16 protein-coding genes are annotated in these 15,271 nt (G+C 61.8%); 13 read left to right on the top strand and 3 right to left on the bottom strand.

Annotation, left to right across the window (positions count from 1 at the left end):
- Nucleotides 1–62 precede the first annotated feature (62 nt).
- Both OKB81_RS04625 and OKB81_RS04620 read left to right on the top strand, forming a co-directional pair.
- Nucleotides 63–998 carry a LysR family transcriptional regulator gene (locus OKB81_RS04625; protein ID WP_010673064.1) on the top strand — a complete coding sequence of 312 codons (936 nt, stop codon included), beginning with the start codon at nucleotides 63–65 and terminating at the stop codon, nucleotides 996–998.
- Nucleotides 999–1,180: 182 nt separating this feature from the next.
- Nucleotides 1,181–2,377: a NupC/NupG family nucleoside CNT transporter gene (locus OKB81_RS04620; protein WP_270805134.1), complete on the top strand. Its 1,197-nt coding sequence runs from the start codon at nucleotides 1,181–1,183 to the stop codon at nucleotides 2,375–2,377.
- Nucleotides 2,378–2,983: 606 nt separating this feature from the next.
- On the opposite strand, the gene OKB81_RS04615 is transcribed toward OKB81_RS04620, so the two are convergent.
- Together OKB81_RS04615 and arfB are read right to left on the bottom strand one after the other, a co-directional pair.
- Complete coding sequence (locus tag OKB81_RS04615) at nucleotides 2,984–3,478, bottom strand: methylated-DNA--[protein]-cysteine S-methyltransferase (RefSeq protein ID WP_052814794.1); 495 nt, start codon at nucleotides 3,476–3,478, stop codon at nucleotides 2,984–2,986.
- 26 nt (nucleotides 3,479–3,504) lie between these two features.
- Complete coding sequence (gene arfB / locus OKB81_RS04610) at nucleotides 3,505–3,921, bottom strand: alternative ribosome rescue aminoacyl-tRNA hydrolase ArfB (RefSeq protein ID WP_010673067.1); 417 nt, start codon at nucleotides 3,919–3,921, stop codon at nucleotides 3,505–3,507.
- Nucleotides 3,922–4,122: 201 nt separating this feature from the next.
- Here arfB and glnK point away from each other — a divergent pair, with 201 nt between their 5' ends.
- The 5 genes from glnK to OKB81_RS04585 all read left to right on the top strand — a co-directional run bounded on the left by glnK (nucleotide 4,123) and on the right by OKB81_RS04585 (nucleotide 9,432).
- The gene (gene glnK / locus OKB81_RS04605; RefSeq protein WP_005332325.1) at nucleotides 4,123–4,461 is read left to right on the top strand and encodes a P-II family nitrogen regulator; all 339 of its coding nucleotides are present in this window, start codon (nucleotides 4,123–4,125) and stop codon (nucleotides 4,459–4,461) included.
- 228 nt (nucleotides 4,462–4,689) lie between these two features.
- Nucleotides 4,690–5,697 (top strand): Fe(3+) ABC transporter substrate-binding protein, encoded by a 1,008-nt coding sequence (locus OKB81_RS04600; protein ID WP_270661880.1) that lies wholly within the window; start codon nucleotides 4,690–4,692, stop codon nucleotides 5,695–5,697.
- A 39-nt stretch (nucleotides 5,698–5,736) separates the two neighbouring features.
- Complete coding sequence (locus OKB81_RS04595; RefSeq protein WP_103857974.1) at nucleotides 5,737–7,362, top strand: ABC transporter permease; 1,626 nt, start codon at nucleotides 5,737–5,739, stop codon at nucleotides 7,360–7,362.
- A 40-nt stretch (nucleotides 7,363–7,402) separates the two neighbouring features.
- Nucleotides 7,403–8,437 carry an ABC transporter ATP-binding protein gene (locus OKB81_RS04590; protein WP_104455236.1) on the top strand — a complete coding sequence of 345 codons (1,035 nt, stop codon included), beginning with the start codon at nucleotides 7,403–7,405 and terminating at the stop codon, nucleotides 8,435–8,437.
- An 89-nt stretch (nucleotides 8,438–8,526) separates the two neighbouring features.
- The gene (locus tag OKB81_RS04585) at nucleotides 8,527–9,432 is read left to right on the top strand and encodes a Dyp-type peroxidase (protein WP_042864452.1); all 906 of its coding nucleotides are present in this window, start codon (nucleotides 8,527–8,529) and stop codon (nucleotides 9,430–9,432) included.
- Between the two features lie 79 nt (nucleotides 9,433–9,511).
- Here the strand turns inward: OKB81_RS04585 and argR are convergent, their stop codons facing one another.
- Nucleotides 9,512–9,982 carry a transcriptional regulator ArgR gene (gene argR, locus OKB81_RS04580; protein WP_005308670.1) on the bottom strand — a complete coding sequence of 157 codons (471 nt, stop codon included), beginning with the start codon at nucleotides 9,980–9,982 and terminating at the stop codon, nucleotides 9,512–9,514.
- A gap of 200 nt (nucleotides 9,983–10,182) precedes the next feature.
- On the opposite strand from argR, the gene OKB81_RS04575 reads away from it, so the two are divergent.
- From OKB81_RS04575 to OKB81_RS04550, 6 genes are all read left to right on the top strand, one after another.
- A complete protein-coding gene (locus OKB81_RS04575; RefSeq protein WP_041214472.1) occupies nucleotides 10,183–10,923 on the top strand; it encodes an ATP-binding cassette domain-containing protein in 741 nt (246 codons plus the stop codon).
- 24 nt (nucleotides 10,924–10,947) lie between these two features.
- Nucleotides 10,948–11,685, top strand: coding sequence for an arginine ABC transporter substrate-binding protein (locus tag OKB81_RS04570; protein WP_010673073.1), 738 nt, complete (start codon nucleotides 10,948–10,950; stop codon nucleotides 11,683–11,685).
- A 3-nt stretch (nucleotides 11,686–11,688) separates the two neighbouring features.
- Nucleotides 11,689–12,339, top strand: coding sequence for an arginine ABC transporter permease ArtQ (gene artQ, locus OKB81_RS04565; RefSeq protein WP_125117090.1), 651 nt, complete (start codon nucleotides 11,689–11,691; stop codon nucleotides 12,337–12,339).
- A gap of 2 nt (nucleotides 12,340–12,341) precedes the next feature.
- Nucleotides 12,342–13,004 carry an arginine ABC transporter permease ArtM gene (artM, locus tag OKB81_RS04560; RefSeq protein WP_048209073.1) on the top strand — a complete coding sequence of 221 codons (663 nt, stop codon included), beginning with the start codon at nucleotides 12,342–12,344 and terminating at the stop codon, nucleotides 13,002–13,004.
- 242 nt (nucleotides 13,005–13,246) lie between these two features.
- On the top strand, nucleotides 13,247–14,182 hold the full coding sequence (mdh, locus tag OKB81_RS04555; RefSeq protein WP_010673076.1) for a malate dehydrogenase: 936 nt from the start codon (nucleotides 13,247–13,249) through the stop codon (nucleotides 14,180–14,182).
- Nucleotides 14,183–14,578: 396 nt separating this feature from the next.
- A complete protein-coding gene (locus OKB81_RS04550; protein ID WP_029313773.1) occupies nucleotides 14,579–15,169 on the top strand; it encodes a tetratricopeptide repeat protein in 591 nt (196 codons plus the stop codon).
- Nucleotides 15,170–15,271: the final 102 nt, after the last annotated feature.

Raw genomic sequence — 15,271 nt, 5'->3', positions numbered from 1 at the left:
CTCTGGAATAATGCGGCCCCGCCATCTACTCCGGTGACACCGTGCTGCAACGTCTTCCCCAAATGGTGATCTTCGATGCCCTGGTTCGTGAACAGGGCATCTCGGCGGCTGCGCGCCGACTCGGGGTCTCCAAATCCCACATCAGCAAGCAGCTCGCCCTGCTGGAAACCGCGCTCGGCGCCCAGCTGGTACAGCGCACTACCCGTCGTTTCGGGCTCACCGAACTGGGTCAGGAGTATGCCCGCCACTGCCGCGCTCTGGTGGCGGTGGCGCTGGAGGCGGAATCCATGGTGGCGGAGCGCCGTGGCAAGGTGAGCGGCGTGCTCCATCTGGGGGTGGGTCAATCCTTCGGGCGGTTGCACGTGATCCCGCGCCTCAAGGCGTTTCAGGCACGTTATCCGGATCTGGAGCTGGAGGTGTCCCTGTTCGATCACCGCACCAATCTGGTGGATGAGGGGCTGGATCTCTGGATCACCACCTACGAGGACAAACCCGAGTCCCTGGTAGGGCAGCGACTGGCAGACATCGGCTTCGTGCTGGTGGCCTCGCCGGATTATCTGCTGAGTCACGGCACGCCACTGCACCCCAGGGATCTGGCCCATCACAATTGCATCACCTACCAGAGCCGGGAGCGACGTTACCACGAGTGGTCATTTCGCCAGGGCAAGGAGCGCCAGACGGTGCAGGTGGCGGGCAACTATCGGGTGGATCTGGCGGAAGCGGTGCGGGACGCCGCCCTGGCCGGGCTCGGCATCGCCTATGTGGCCAACTACCTGCTGGACAAGGAGCTGCAATCTGGTCAGCTCATCCCTCTGCTGCCCCAGTGGCAACCGAACCAGAAGATGGCGGTGCACGCCGTCTATGCCAGGCGAGAGCATCTGGATCCCAAGATCCGCCTCTTCATCGACTTCCTCAAGGAGAGCTTCGGACCCGGGCCCTACTGGGCGCAGCGACTCGCACCCTGGCTCGGGGGGAAATTGTCCGGCACCGAGGAATAATCGTTTCCATACAAGAACACTGGCGTGAGTGCGGTTTCAAAGTTGTGTCAAATCAGTCAGTTGGCGCAACCGATATCGTGCAAACGTTTTTGCTAACAGGGTTGTAACCCGGCGGGGTTGCGGCGGTGAGGGGAGGGGAGCAGAATCCGCGCCCATCTTCAGCCTCACTGGATGGAATCCCCATGATTGCCCTGCTTGGTATCCTGAGCATCCTGGCCCTGGCCGCACTCTGCTCTGATAATCGTCGTCGTATCCCGTTGCGAACAGTGGGCTTTGCCCTCTGCCTGCAAGTGCTCTTCGCCGCCCTGGTGCTCTGGCTGCCCGCCGGTCAGCAGGTCTTGAACGGTGTCAGCGAGAGCGTCAGCAGCGTCATCGGCTACGGCCAGGAGGGGATTGCCTTCCTGTTCGGGGATCTGGCCAAGTTCAAGCTGGGCTTCATCTTCGCCTTCAACGTGCTGCCGGTGATCATCTTCTTCTCCGCGCTGATCGCCATCCTCTATCACATCGGCCTGATGCCCAAAGTGATCGCCCTGCTCGGCGGCGGCCTGCAGAAATTGCTGGGCACCGGCCGCGCCGAGAGCCTCTCTGCCACCGCCAACATCTTCGTCGGCATGGTGGAAGCGCCGCTGGTGGTCAAACCCTATCTCTCCAGGATGTCCGATTCCCAGTTCTTTGCGGTGATGAGCTGCGGACTGGCCTCGGTAGCCGGCGGCACCCTGGTGGGCTACGCCAGCATCGGGGTCGAGCTGAAATACCTGATTGCGGCGGCTTTCATGTCCGCCCCTGCCGGGCTTGCCATGGCCAAGATCCTGGTGCCGCCCGCCGCGCAAGAGGAAGATCACCACGAAGACGTGGAGATCCCCCGCGCCACCAACGTAATTGAAGCGGCCGCCGATGGCGCCATGGCGGGTCTCAACATCGCCGTCGCCGTGGGGGCGACCCTGCTGGCCTTCGTCGGCGTGATCGCCCTGCTCAACGGCCTGCTGGGCTGGGCCGGCGACCTGGTGGGGCTGGAGCTGAGCTTCCAGATCATCCTGGGCTGGCTGTTTGCCCCCGTCTCCTGGCTCATCGGCGTCCCCTGGGGTCAGGCCCAGGCGGCCGGTGCCCTGATCGGCACCAAGATCGTCATCAACGAGTTCGTCGCCTTCATTGCCCTGGTGCAGGATCAGACCCTGAACGAGTCGAGCAAGGCCATCGTCACCTTCGCCCTGTGCGGTTTCGCCAATATCTCTTCCATGGCGATCCTCATCGGCGGCCTGGGGGCCATGGTGCCGGAGCGCAAGTCCTTCATCGCCCGCTTCGGCATGCGCGCCATCCTGGCGGGGGTGTTGGCAAACCTGATGAGCGCCTCCCTGGCAGGCTTGTTCCTCGCCCTCTGATAGACCCTGGAAGTCAGCACCTTCCGGTCATTGCCCGCTTCGGCGGGCTTTTTTGCACCCGCTTGCAGGCAAAAAAAGCGCCTCTGGGGAGGCGCGGGGAAAAGACAGATTGGAAGCGTCACATGGGTGTCACCTGAATGAGGGATGAGCCGTCCCATCCAAGTGTGAAGCCATGATGCCTGATACTCTCTGAAGCGCTTCTGAGGCGATTCTTCATACTGTGTTCATTTTCAAAATGCTGCTGCAATGTGATTTTTAAATGATTGATGCTGAAATAAAATAAATAATCAGTGATTTATTTTGCTGTGCGGCTCAAAGGAAAGATGAATCGGGGCGGTGGGCATGCTCCTGCCATGGGGCGGATCTGGCGGCAGATTATCCCGGTGCAGGCTCAACACATCACGCAACCATGCTGCCAGATGGCAAGCAACCAGCATGTGATGGAGATGCTGTCCGTCATGGGCAGTGCAACGCCGCCTGCGGTCTACTGTTGGGCCCAGCAACTCGTATGTGATGAAGATGCCGCTCGTCAGAGGATCCGCGCGAGTGGCCTGCGGTCTGTGGTGCCTGCACCCGCAACCCGCATTTGACAGGAGGCGCACCCTTTCATGGGGTCAGCGCGAAGTGGTCTGCGCTCTCCTGCTCCAGTGCCAGCAACCAGCGCTTGATGGGGATGCCTCCCCCGTAGCCGGTCAGTTCACCGCTGCGCCCTATGACCCTGTGGCAGGGCACTATGATGCTGAGGGGATTGCGGCCGTTGGCGGCGCCTACCGCCCGCACGGCCCTGGGGTTGCCGATGGCCTCTGCAATCTGGAGGTAGCTGACGGTCTCGCCGTAGGGAATGTCGCACAACGCCCGCCACACGGCCTGCTGGAATGGTGTGCCCGTGGCGGCCAGGGGGAGATCGAAGCGCCGCAGGCGGCCGGCAAAGTAGTCGACAAACTGCTCGACGAAGGGGGCCAGGGCGGCATCATCCCGCTGCCACTCCGGTTGCGGCAGGACGGGGCGCTCCCCTTGCACGAATTCCACGTGGCGCAGCCCGGCCCCATCGATGGCGATGAGCAGGGGCCCCTTGGCACATTCACAAAAGCTGTACTGCATTCTCTTGTCCTCGGGGTTGTGGCAGGTCACTCCAGCACGGGCTTGCCGCGGGTGGATTTGATCTCTCCCTTGCGTTTCTTGGCATCGACCCGCTTGCGTTGGGAGCTGCGGGTCGGCTTGGTGGCGTGGCGGGCCTTGGGGCGCCAGGCGGCTTTTTTCAGCAGCTCGGTCAGGCGGCTCATGGCCTCCTTGCGATTCATGTCCTGGCTGCGATGGGTCTCGACCCTGATCTGGATGAAGCCGTCGTGAACCCGGCTGTCGCTGAGCCGCTCCAGTCCCTCCTTGTAGAGCGGCGGCAGGCTGGGGGAGTCGCGATAATCGAAGCGCAGCCAGACGGCGGAGTCGGTCTTGTTGACGTGCTGGCCGCCATTGCCCTGGGCCCGCATGGTCTGGAATTGCAGTTCATGCCAGGGGATGATCACGCTGTTGGAGATGACTAACATGGGGTGATGCTCTCATTTGGTGCATCAAGGGAGTCTGGTGCAGCTTGGTGCCTCATTATGGGGCGAGATGCGCTTCCTTGGTGATCCTGAGCCTTTCTGGCTCAGAGTGTCATATCTATCTATATGAAAATAAACGATAAAAATACTTGGCACAAGAATTGATGACCCATTCGTGACATACCATGGATTGGGAGCAACCAGATGAAGCTGATTACTGCGATTATCAAACCTTTCAAGTTGGACGACGTGCGCGAGGCCATCGCCAACCTGGGGGTGGAAGGCCTGACCGTCTCCGAAGTGAAGGGTTTTGGTCGCCAGAAGGGGCACACCGAATTATACCGGGGGGCCGAGTACCAGGTCGACTTTCTGCCGAAGGTGAAGCTGGAGATCGCCACCGCAGACGAGAACGTCGAAGGGGTGATCGAGGCCATCTGCAAGGCTGCCTATACCGGCAAAATCGGTGACGGCAAGATTTTCGTCTATGACCTGCTGCAAGCGGTGCGTATTCGTACTGGTGAGAGCGACGACGAGGCGCTCTGAGTACGCTCCTTTGCCCGGCCGGGTCGGGCAAAGGTCCGGGCAGGTTCTGCCGACAGTGTGAAGGGGTGGTCGTCGAAAGACCGGATGGGATTCCATCCGGTCTTTTTGTTTGGCCGCTGATTAAATAGATCGTTCCAACCCAGCAAACAGCCTTGATCCTCTCCTCCCGATTCATGCAGAATGCAAACGAAAATGGTTATCACTCTTTACGCAGACAAGGAACGGATGATGAAAATGAAGATGTTGGCACTGGCTTTCTCCACGCTTGTCGCCCAGTCGGCGTTCGCCGCCCAGGAGGTAAACGTCTATTCGAACCGTCAGGATGAGCTGATCAAGCCCATCATCCAGCAGTTCGAGAAGGAGACTGGGATCAAGGTCAATGTGGTGTTTGCCAAAGAGGGGCTGAACGAGCGTCTGGAACGGGAAGGCAAGCTCTCTCCGGCCGATCTGATGCTGACCGTGGACATCAGCCGTCTGACCGAGCTGGTGGACAAGGACCTGGTGCAGCCGGTGGACAGCAAGACGCTGCAGGAGAACATCCCCGCCATCTATCGCGATCCGGACAACCGCTGGTTCGCCCTGACCACCCGGGTGCGTGCCATCTACTCCAGCAAGGAGCGTCTTGGCAAGCTCGACACCATCCGCTACGAAGATCTGGTCAAGCCTGAATTCAAAGGAAAAATTTGTACCCGTAGCGGCAAGCACGAGTACAATGTGGCGCTGGTTTCGTCCATGATTGCCCATCACGGCATGGCGGACACCAAGACCTGGCTGGAAGGGGTCAAGGCCAACCTGGCGCGCAAGCCCCAGGGCAACGACCGTGATCAGGTCAAGGCGATCAAGGACGGCATCTGTGATGTCTCCCTGGGCAACAGCTACTACCTGGGTGCCATGTTGAAGGACCCGGCGCAGAAGTCCTGGGCCGACGCGGTGGAAATCAACTTCCCGAACCAGGGTGATCGCGGTGCCCACGTCAACGTGAGCGGCGTGGCCATGACCAAGTATGCCAAGAACAAGGACGCAGCACAGAAGCTGATGGAGTTCCTCTCCGGGGATACCGCCCAGCACATGTATGCGGATGTGAATGCCGAGTACCCGGTCAAGGCGAGGGTCGAGCCTTCTGCCATGGTCAAGTCCTGGGGCACGTTCAAGTCTGACCCCATGCCGGTCAGCGATTATGCCAAGCACCGCAAGGACGCCTTGCAACTGCTGGATGAAGTGAAATTCGACTTGTAATCAGATGGGGCCAACGGCCCCATCAACTTCTGTGGACTCATGAAACATTTTGGATGGATTGCCGGCAGCTGGGCCACCGCCCTGCTGCTGGGTTTGCCGGTACTCGCCCTGGTCTTCTCCGCCTTCTCGGCTGATGGGGAACTGTTTGCCCACCTCGCCGATACCGTACTGCCCGACTATCTGCGAAACACGTCCGGCCTGGTGCTGGGGGTGGTCTGCTTCAGCCTGCTGTTCGGAGTGCCCACCGCCTGGCTGGTGGCCATGTGCGAGGTGCCGGGGCGCCGCGCCCTGCAATGGGCGCTGATGCTGCCCATGGCGATGCCCTCCTATATCGTTGCCTACGTCTATACCGACCTGCTCGACTACTCGGGCCCGCTGCAGGCGGGGCTGCGTGCCCTGTTTGGCTGGCAGGGACCGACCGACTACTGGTTCCCGGCCATTCGCTCCCTCGGGGGCGCCGCCTGGGTGCTGGCGCTGGTGCTCTTCCCCTATGTCTATCTGCTGGCACGGGCCTCCTTCCTGGAGCAGTCGGTCAGCCTCATTCACTCCAGCCGTCTGCTCGGCTGCACCCCCTGGCAGAGCTTTCGCCGCCTGAGCCTCCCCCTGGCCCGCCCGGCCATCATGGTGGGGGCATCTCTGGTCGCGATGGAAACTCTGGCGGACTTTGCCACCGTCCACTTCTTTGCCATCAACACCCTGACCACCGCCATCTACGACACCTGGCTCGGCTACGGCAGCCTGGCGACCGCCGCCAAGCTCTCCTGTCTGATGCTGCTGGCGGTGGTGCTGCTCATCGCGCTGGAGCGCCGCTCCCGCCAGCGCCAGCAGGTGTTCCAGAAGTCCATGGGCTTCGAGCAGCCCCTGCGTTACCCCCTCGGGGGCCTGAGGGGCGTGCTGGCCGGGCTCTGGTGCTGGGGCCTGGTGCTGGCGGGGTTTGCCCTGCCGTTCGTCATCCTGCTCGATTACGGGGTGCGTTACTTCGCGCTGTCGTGGACGCCCGAATTCGTGCGCTTTGCGGGCAACAGCCTCGCCATCTCGGCCCTGACCGCCCTGCTGGCCATGGCCATTGCCCTGCTGCTCGGCTTCTTCCGTCGCCTCGATGGGGGGACTCGCAGCCTGCTGCCCCTGCGCCTCGCCGCCATGGGCTATGCCATGCCGGGGACCGTGCTGGCCATCGGCGTGCTGGTGCCGCTCACGGCCCTTGATTTTGGCATCAACGATCTGGCCGAGTGGCTCGGGATGCCGGGCCCCGGTCTGCTCCTGACCGGCACCCTCACCGCCATCGTGTTCGGCTATCTGGTGCGCTTCGTCGCCATCGCCATCGGGTCGGTGGAGAGCAGCATGAGCAAGATCTCCCCCAGCCTCGACATGGCGGCCCGCTCTCTGGGGCAGGGGGCGGGCGGCATGCTGCGTCGCATTCACCTGCCGCTGGTACGCCGCGGCCTCTTTGCCGGCGCCATGCTGGTGTTCATCGAATCCATGAAGGAGCTGCCCGCCGCCCTGCTGCTGCGGCCGTTCAACTTCGAAACCCTGGCGACCCACGTCTATCAGTTCGTCTCGGACGAGATGCTGGAGCGGGGGGCGCTCGGTGCCATCGTCATCGTGCTGGTGGGGCTGATTCCCCTGCTGTGGATAAACCGTACCCTGGATGGTCCAGGCCATTGAGCGGCCCCGTCCGGCATCACTACGCGAGAGGAAAAGAACCTTGTCCTGCCTGAATATCGAGAAGGTCAGCTGTCACTACAATGGCCGCCCCGTGCTGGAGCAGCTCTCCCTGCAGGTGGCCGACAACGAGATCGTCTGTCTGCTGGGGGCCAGCGGCTGTGGCAAGACCACGCTGCTCAAGGCGGTGGCCGGTCTGCTGCCCCTGGCCCAGGGGGAGATCCGGCTGGGAGAGACCCTGCTCGATGCCCCCGGCGTGAGTGTGCCGCCGGAGGCCCGCCATATCGGCATGATCTTCCAGGATTACGCTCTCTTTCCTCACCTGACGGTGGCCGAGAACGTCGGCTTCGGCCTGACCGGGCAGGATCGCGGCAGCCGCCTGCAGCAGGTGGAAGAGGCGCTGGCGCTGGTCAACCTGCAGGGATTGGGGGAGCGCTATCCCCATCAGCTCTCCGGCGGCCAGCAGCAGCGGGTGGCCATCGCCCGCGCCCTGGTGTGCAAGCCGCGCCTGATGCTGCTGGACGAGCCCTTCTCCAACATCGACACCCAGGTGCGGATGAAGCTGATCCTCGAGATCCGCACCCTGCTCAAACAGCAGGGCATTGGCGCCATCTTCGTCAGCCACAGCAAGGAAGAGGCCTTCGCCTTCGCCGATCGGCTGGCCCTGTTTCGCGCCGGTCGCATCGAGCAGGTGGGGGAGCCGGAGCAGCTCTATCGCCGCCCCGGGAACCGCTTCGTGGCGGAGTTTCTCGGCGGGGTCAACTATCTGGCGGCCGAGGTGGTGGACAGCCACTGCGTGCAGACCCTCCTTGGAACCATCTGCGGTCAGGAGCCCCATGGCCGCGCGGTGGGGGAGCGGCTGCAGCTCATGCTCAGACCCCAGCAGTTGGCGCTGACGGCGGCGGATGACGGTGAGCTCCGGGTGCGTGAGCAACAGTTCCTGGGCCATCACTGCCGGGTACTGGTGGAGTGTGGCGGCCAGCAACTGGAAGCCAGCATCGGTGAGCCCCTGGAAGGGGAGCGCGCGCGGGTGACCGTGGCGCCTCATGCCCTGGTGTTGTTTGACCCCTTGCCCTGAGTGCGTGGTATTGTCATGAAATCAATGAACTGGAAGCGCGCTGGTTTATAATCGCGCCACGCCCATAGCCAACGCACTTGGAGAGAGACATGAAAGCCCAAGCCGGGATCTGCGCAGAGCCGAATCTGCACGCCCTCTATCTGATGTTCAATCGCACCGGTGACGCCGCTGCCCTGACCTCCCGCCTTGCCAGCCTGCCAGCACTCTGGGAGGCGGTGAGCGCCGACTTCCCCGATGCGGCTTTCAGCGGTCTGGTCGCCGTCGGGGCCGACGCCTGGGATGATCTCTATCCTGCCGCCCGGCCGCCCCAGTTCCGCGGTTTCATGGCGCAATCCGCCAACGGTCAGGAGGCCCCCAATACCCCGTTCGATCTCTTCGTACAATTGCGTGCTGATCGGGTGGACGTGCTGCATCATGCCGGTCATCGCGTCATGGCCCTGCTGGCCGGGCTTGTTGAATTGGCCGAGGAAGTCCGCGGTTTTCGCAACCAGGATTGCCGGGATCTGACCGGTTTCGTCGACGGCACCGAGAACCCGCAGGATGAGCACCGAGCCGAGGTGGCGTTGCTGGACGGCGGCGAGTTCGCCGGTGGCTCCTACATCCACGTGCAGCGCTGGGTCCACGCCATGAGCGACTGGGAGAAGCTGGCCCTGAAGGAGCAGGAAGACATCATAGGCCGCACCAAGGTCGACAACATCGAATACGAGTCCGCCGACAAGCCGCTCACCTCCCACATCAAGCGGGTCAACCTCAAGACCCCGAAGGGGGAGTCCATGGAGATCCTGCGCCAGAGCATGCCCTGGGGCACCATGAGCGAGCAGGGGCTCTACTTCATCTCCTGCTGCCGCACGCCGCTGCACTTCAACGCCATGCTGGCCAGCATGTACAAAGGGGAAGGCAGCCACTTCGACCACCTGCTGCGCTTCACCCGGGCGGTGACCGGCGCGGCCTTCTTCGCCCCTTCCGTCGATTTTCTGGTGGCCGAGGGCAAATAAACCCGGCCTGCCGACCGCTCAAAACAAAAAATCCCGGCCAAGGCCGGGATTTTTGTGCGGATCGCCCAAGGCGATCGGATCAGGGCGTCTGCTCGAACAGCTCGAGGGCGGAGAGGTAGAGCTCCTCGATGTCGGTATCGCTGGTCGGGGTGATGAAGATGGTGTCATCACCGGCGATGGTGCCGAGGATCCCTTCGGCCTTGCCGAGGGAGTCAAGCAGGCGGGCGATCAGCTGGGCTGCGCCGGGACTGGTGTGGATCACCACCAGAGCGCCGTTGTGGTCGACATCCAGCACCAGGTTCTTGAGGGGGCTGGAGGTGGTGGGCACGCCCAGTTCCACCGGCAGACAGTAGACCATCTCCATCTTGGCATTGCGGGTGCGAACGGCGCCGAAGCGGCTCAGCATGCGCGAGACCTTGGATTGGTTGATGTTCTCGAAGCCCATCTCTTGCAGGGCAGTCACTATCTCTGCCTGGGAGCCGAAACGCTCCTCTTTCAGCAAGGCTTTAAAGGCCTTGGCCAGTTTTTCTTGCTTGTCGTTATGTTTCATCTTGGACTCACGAATGAGGGGAGTGACCGCCTGTCACGCTCAGGCGGTAGATACGAACAGCGCTGCTATTTTGCATTCATATGCCTGTTTTGGCAAGGAAGCGGCGCTTGTTCTGCATATTGATTCAAATATAGCTTGCATCAACTTATGCTGGCGCTAGAATCAGGACGAAATTTTGAAAACTTATTCAATTGGGCTGTATGGGTATCGAATTAATCGGCATCGAAAAATCCTGGCACAAGGTGCCGGTACTGCAGCAGGTGAGCTTTCGGACTGCTCCCGGCGAGACCTTGGTATTGCTGGGCCCGAGCGGGGCAGGCAAGAGCTCTCTGCTGCGCATGATGAACTTGCTGGACACGCCGGATGCCGGTGTGTTGCGCATCGCAGACAGTGAATTTTCTTTCCCGTCCAGCCTCTCTACTGCCGAATTCAACCGTCAGGCACAGGCGCTGCGCCGCAAGGTGGGCATGGTGTTCCAGCAGTACAATCTGTGGCCGCACCTCACCGTGATGGAGAATCTGATTGAAGCGCCCGTCAAGGTGCTCGGCATGAGCCGCGAGGCGGCCATCGAGAAAGGGGCCTATCTGCTGGCCCAGCTGCAACTGGCCGACAAACGGGACGCCTGGCCCGCACGGCTTTCCGGTGGCCAGCAGCAGCGGGTCGCGATTGCCCGGACCCTGATGATGGATCCCCAGGTGCTGCTGTTTGACGAACCGACGGCTGCCCTGGATCCCGAAATTACTAAAGAGGTGGCGGAGATCATCCGCACCCTGAGCCAGACCGGCATCACCCAGGTAGTGGTGACCCACGAAGTGGAGTTCGCCCGCAAGGTGGCCAGTCAGGTGATCTATCTGGAGAAGGGGCGGATCATCGAATCCGGCACCGCCGCCATCTTCCAGTCCCCGCAAACCAGCCGGTTTGCCGAATTCTTGATGCATTGATATTGAGTCGATAAGGAAGCTGTCATGAAAAAGAGTCTGTTGCTGATCGCCGCCATGGGTCTGCTGAGCACTTCTGTGCTGGCCAAAGAGATCAAGTTCGCCACCGAGGCAACCTATGCGCCGTTCGAATACCTGGATGACAAGAACGAGTTCCAGGGGTTTGACATCGATCTGGCCCGCGCGGTCTGCGAGCAGGCCAAGCTGGAGTGCAGCTTCCACAACCAGGCCTTCGACAGCCTGATCCCCAGCCTCAAGTTCCGTCGCTATGACGCCGTCATCGCCGCCATGGACGTGACCCCGGAGCGGGCTGCCCAGGTCGACTTCTCCGACATCTATTACGAGAACTCCGCGGTGTTCGTCGCCAAGAAAGAGACCTTCAAGGGGCCGGACGATCTGGTGGACAAGACAGTTGGCGTGCAGAACGGCACTTCTCACCAGTCCTATCTGGTGGACAACTGGGTGAGCAAGGGTCTGCTGACCGTGCCCTACGCCAGCTACCAGAGCGCCTTCCTCGACATGATGAATGGCCGCACTGACGGCGTGTTTGCCGATACGGCGGTGGCCGCCGACTGGCTCAAGCAGCACAAGGAATACGCCGTGGTCGGTACCCCGGTGACCGACGCCAAGTACTTCGGTACCGGTTTTGGCATCGCGGTGGCCAAGGGCAACCAGGAACTGCTGACCCAGCTGAACAAGGGGCTGGCCGAGATCAAGGCCAACGGCACCTATCAGAAGATCTATGACAAGTACTTCGCGCAGTAAGCCATGTTGAGCCTGTTGTTGGATGCAGCCTGGATGACCCTCGGGCTGGCCCTGGCATCCCTGGTCGGTGGCATGGTGCTGGCACTGGCATTCAGTGCGGCTGAGTTGAGCAAGCAGCGTGCGTTGGTGTGGCCCGTGGCCACCCTGACCACCTTGATCCGTGGTCTGCCCGAGTTGCTGGTGGTGCTCTTCATCTACTTCGGCTCGACCCAGGTGCTGTTCCTCATCACCGGGGAGTATGTGGAGTTCAGCCCGTTCGCCTGCGGTGTGCTGGCGCTCTCCCTGCTGTTTGCGAGCTACGCCACCCAGACCCTGCGTGCCGCCCTCAATGCGGTGCCCACGGGGCAGCGGCTGGCGGCGCAGGCGCTCGGCCTGGGCAAGGGGCACACCTTCTTTCGCATCGTGCTGCCCCAGGCCTGGCGTCACGCCCTGCCCGGGCTCGGCAACCAGTGGCTGGTGCTGCTCAAAGACACCGCTCTGGTCTCCCTCATCGGGGTAAACGAGATGATGCGTCAGGCACAGATGGCGTCGGCCAGCACCTATCAACCCTTCACCTGGTACGCCGCTGCCGCCCTCATCTATCTGGCCATCAGTCTGGTGAGTGAATTCGGCTTGAAGCAGGCGTCCCGCTATACCCGCCGTTACGGAGGCTGACCATGCAGGATTACCTGATGACCCTGCTGGGAGGGCTGGCGATCACCTTGCAGCTCACCGCATTCAGCTTGCTCCTGGGCGTGCTGATGGCGGCCGGCATGACCTGGGTGCTGGAGCGTCGCATTCCGGTGGCGACCCAGCTGGTGCAGCTCTGGGTACTGGTCTTTACCGGTACGCCGTTGCTCATCCAGATCTTCCTCATCTACTACGGGCCTGGTCAGTTTGAATGGCTCAAGGCGGGGCCGCTCTGGCCGCTGCTCAAGCAACCCTGGTTCTGCGCCGTGCTGGCGCTCGGTTTCAATACCGCAGCCTACTCCACCCGGCTGTTTAAGGGGGCGCTCGACGCCATCCCCGCCGGTGAAGTGGAGGCCTGCCGTGCGCTCGGCTTCTCCGCCGGACAGACCCTGTGGATGAAGGCCCGCCATGCCGCCCGTCGGCTGGTCCCCGCCTATTCCAACGAGGTGATCCTGGTGCTCAAGGGGAGTTCGCTCGCCAGTACCATCACCATCATGGACATCATGGGGCTGGCCCAGCGTCTCAACGCCCAGACCTATGACACCCTGGCGGTGTTTACCGTGGCCGGAGCGCTCTATCTGACCATGAATGGATTGTTAACAATTGGTTTCCGCTGGTGTGAGCGTCGGGCACTGGCTTTCCAGTCCTGAAGCAGTCACATTTACCTCTTAATGGTGAGGGGAGCACAGGAAATCTGTGTCTTTCCTCCCATTTATCGCATATTCCTCTCCGCTTTCATCGCCGCTTGTTCCCTGGCTCACAGAACCCGTGATTACAACTGTTATCAGATTGTTTTTTAGGAGGGGATCCTTTAAGGTGAGGCGCACAATAAGAATCAGCATTAACCCAACTAGAAACAACCTTAAACCTACGCTTAGACATGGAGTTGATCATGAAAGTTGCCGTTCTGGGTGCCGCCGGTGGCATCGGCCAAGCCCTCGCTCTGCTGTTGAAAAACCGCCTGCCTGCCGGTTCCGAACTGAGCCTGTATGACATTGCCCCGGTCACTCCGGGCGTGGCGGCGGACCTGAGCCACATCCCGACTGACGTGAAAGTAAAAGGTTTCTGCGGTGAAGATCCGAGCCCGGCTCTGGTCGGCGCCGATGTCGTGCTGATCTCTGCCGGCGTGGCGCGCAAGCCCGGCATGGACCGTTCCGACCTGTTCAACATCAACGCCGGGATCGTCAAGAACCTGGTGGAAAAGTGTGCTGCTTCCTGCCCGAAAGCACTGATCGGCATCATCACCAACCCGGTCAACACCACGGTCGCCATCGCCGCCGAAGTGCTAAAGAAAGCCGGTGTCTATGACAAGCGTCGCCTGTTCGGCGTGACCACCCTGGATGTGATCCGTGGCGAGACCTTCGTGGCCGAAGCCAAGGGCCTGAACGTTGACAAGGTACGTGTCAACGTCATCGGCGGTCACAGTGGCGTGACCATTCTGCCGCTGCTCTCCCAGGTTGAAGGCGCCAGCTTCACCGCTGAGGAAGTGGCTGCCATGACCAAGCGCATTCAGAATGCCGGTACCGAGGTGGTGGAAGCCAAGGCCGGTGGCGGTTCCGCCACTCTCTCCATGGGTCAGGCAGCCTGCCGTTTCGGTCTGTCGCTCATCAAGGGTCTGCAAGGGGAAGCCAACGTCATCGAGTGTGCCTATGTGGAAGGCAACGGTGAGCACGCCACCTTCTTCGCGCAGCCGGTGCTGCTCGGCAAGAACGGCGTCGAAACCGTGCTGGACTACGGCAAGCTGAGCGCCTTCGAGCAGGAAGCGATGGACAGCATGCTGGCCACCCTGAAGGCTGACATCCAGCTGGGCGTCGACTTCGTCAAGTAAGTCTCTACGTCGACCGCAAGGGGAGCCCAGGCTCCCCTTTGTCATTTTCGGGGTTGGGTGTAGCGGGCTAAGGAGATGGCCCTGGCTGCCGATAACAGAAGGCAGCAGGAGATCCCTATGATAAAACCAAGAACCCTCATCGCCATTATCGGTGTGTGCAGCTTACCCTTGCAGGGGGCGGAGTCCACCTCGGCCGCCGCGCCCACCCAGGCGGTGGCGGCTGCAGCCGCGCCGCCATCCGCGGCGTCTGCATCCTTGTCACCGGCCTCATCATCGGCCCAGCCAGCCCTGACGCCAGCCTCTTCTGTCGCCACGCCATCCCTCCCTGTGTCAGCAGTTCCAGCCCAGGCGCCATCCGCATCCGCACCTGTGCCGTCCGCACCGGCAGCTGCGCCGCTGCCCAGGGCGACGACGCAGGCATCCGCTGCTGCGGGAGAGTTGCAGGCCGTGCCGCTCTATCGCCAGGACGAACTGCTCAACTGGATAGAGCAGGGGCGCCATCTGGCCCGGGTGAAGCAGGACAGGTGCCAGCTCACCCAGGATATCGAGGCGAGGGCCTCGGTGATGAAGATCCCTGCCTATCAGTTCCTCTGGGGAGACATGCTGGCGTGGGGGGTTTGCACCAAGCCGGACGCCCAGATCGGGGTGCAGTACATGTGGGAGGCCGCCAACCAGGGGCTGGCGCCGGCGCTGGAACAGCTTGGCCGCTATTACTGGAAGGGGATCCTGGTTCAGAAGGATCTGGTGCGGGCCGAGACCCTGATGCGGGAAGCCGCGAGCCTCGGCTTCTTACGGGCACAGATGGAGTGGGTGGAGATGTTGCTGCAGGGCATGGGGAGTCCGCTGGATTACGAGGAGGCGTATCACTGGCTGCACGGCGCCGTCATCGGTGACAAGGCCATGCACCAGAAGGCGGCGAGCCTGCTCAGCCGGCTCGGCAACCGGATGCCCGCCAATGCCATCGCCCGTGCCAAGGCGATGCACTGAGTTCTGGTAGCCCGCTTTGATATTACCGACATTCCGCACCCGCTTCATGAATAAATCTGCCGGTATCGAGGGCCGAGAACGTCGATGATGGTCTCCTGAACG

The sequence above is a fragment of the Aeromonas sp. QDB56 genome, from assembly GCF_027705505.1.
In the GTDB taxonomy this organism is placed as follows: Bacteria; Pseudomonadota; Gammaproteobacteria; order Enterobacterales; family Aeromonadaceae; genus Aeromonas; species Aeromonas caviae.
Note: the sequence above shows the minus strand (reverse complement) of the source record. Positions and strands in the feature narration are given on the sequence as shown.

What these genes read in the sequence shown, in the direction of transcription:
- mdh (WP_010673076.1), top strand. Translation starts at nt 13,247, where the DNA reads ATGAAAGTTGCCGTTCTGGGTGCCGCCGGTGGCATCGGCCAAGCCCTC.
- arfB (WP_010673067.1), bottom strand. Translation starts at nt 3,921, where the DNA reads ATGTTAGTCATCTCCAACAGCGTGATCATCCCCTGGCATGAACTGCAA.
- glnK (WP_005332325.1), top strand. Translation starts at nt 4,123, where the DNA reads ATGAAGCTGATTACTGCGATTATCAAACCTTTCAAGTTGGACGACGTG.
- OKB81_RS04575 (WP_041214472.1), top strand. Translation starts at nt 10,183, where the DNA reads ATGGGTATCGAATTAATCGGCATCGAAAAATCCTGGCACAAGGTGCCG.
- artM (WP_048209073.1), top strand. Translation starts at nt 12,342, where the DNA reads ATGCAGGATTACCTGATGACCCTGCTGGGAGGGCTGGCGATCACCTTG.
- artQ (WP_125117090.1), top strand. Translation starts at nt 11,689, where the DNA reads ATGTTGAGCCTGTTGTTGGATGCAGCCTGGATGACCCTCGGGCTGGCC.
- OKB81_RS04625 (WP_010673064.1), top strand. Translation starts at nt 63, where the DNA reads ATGGTGATCTTCGATGCCCTGGTTCGTGAACAGGGCATCTCGGCGGCT.
- OKB81_RS04600 (WP_270661880.1), top strand. Translation starts at nt 4,690, where the DNA reads ATGAAAATGAAGATGTTGGCACTGGCTTTCTCCACGCTTGTCGCCCAG.
- OKB81_RS04615 (WP_052814794.1), bottom strand. Translation starts at nt 3,478, where the DNA reads ATGCAGTACAGCTTTTGTGAATGTGCCAAGGGGCCCCTGCTCATCGCC.
- OKB81_RS04570 (WP_010673073.1), top strand. Translation starts at nt 10,948, where the DNA reads ATGAAAAAGAGTCTGTTGCTGATCGCCGCCATGGGTCTGCTGAGCACT.
- OKB81_RS04595 (WP_103857974.1), top strand. Translation starts at nt 5,737, where the DNA reads ATGAAACATTTTGGATGGATTGCCGGCAGCTGGGCCACCGCCCTGCTG.
- OKB81_RS04585 (WP_042864452.1), top strand. Translation starts at nt 8,527, where the DNA reads ATGAAAGCCCAAGCCGGGATCTGCGCAGAGCCGAATCTGCACGCCCTC.
- OKB81_RS04620 (WP_270805134.1), top strand. Translation starts at nt 1,181, where the DNA reads ATGATTGCCCTGCTTGGTATCCTGAGCATCCTGGCCCTGGCCGCACTC.
- argR (WP_005308670.1), bottom strand. Translation starts at nt 9,982, where the DNA reads ATGAAACATAACGACAAGCAAGAAAAACTGGCCAAGGCCTTTAAAGCC.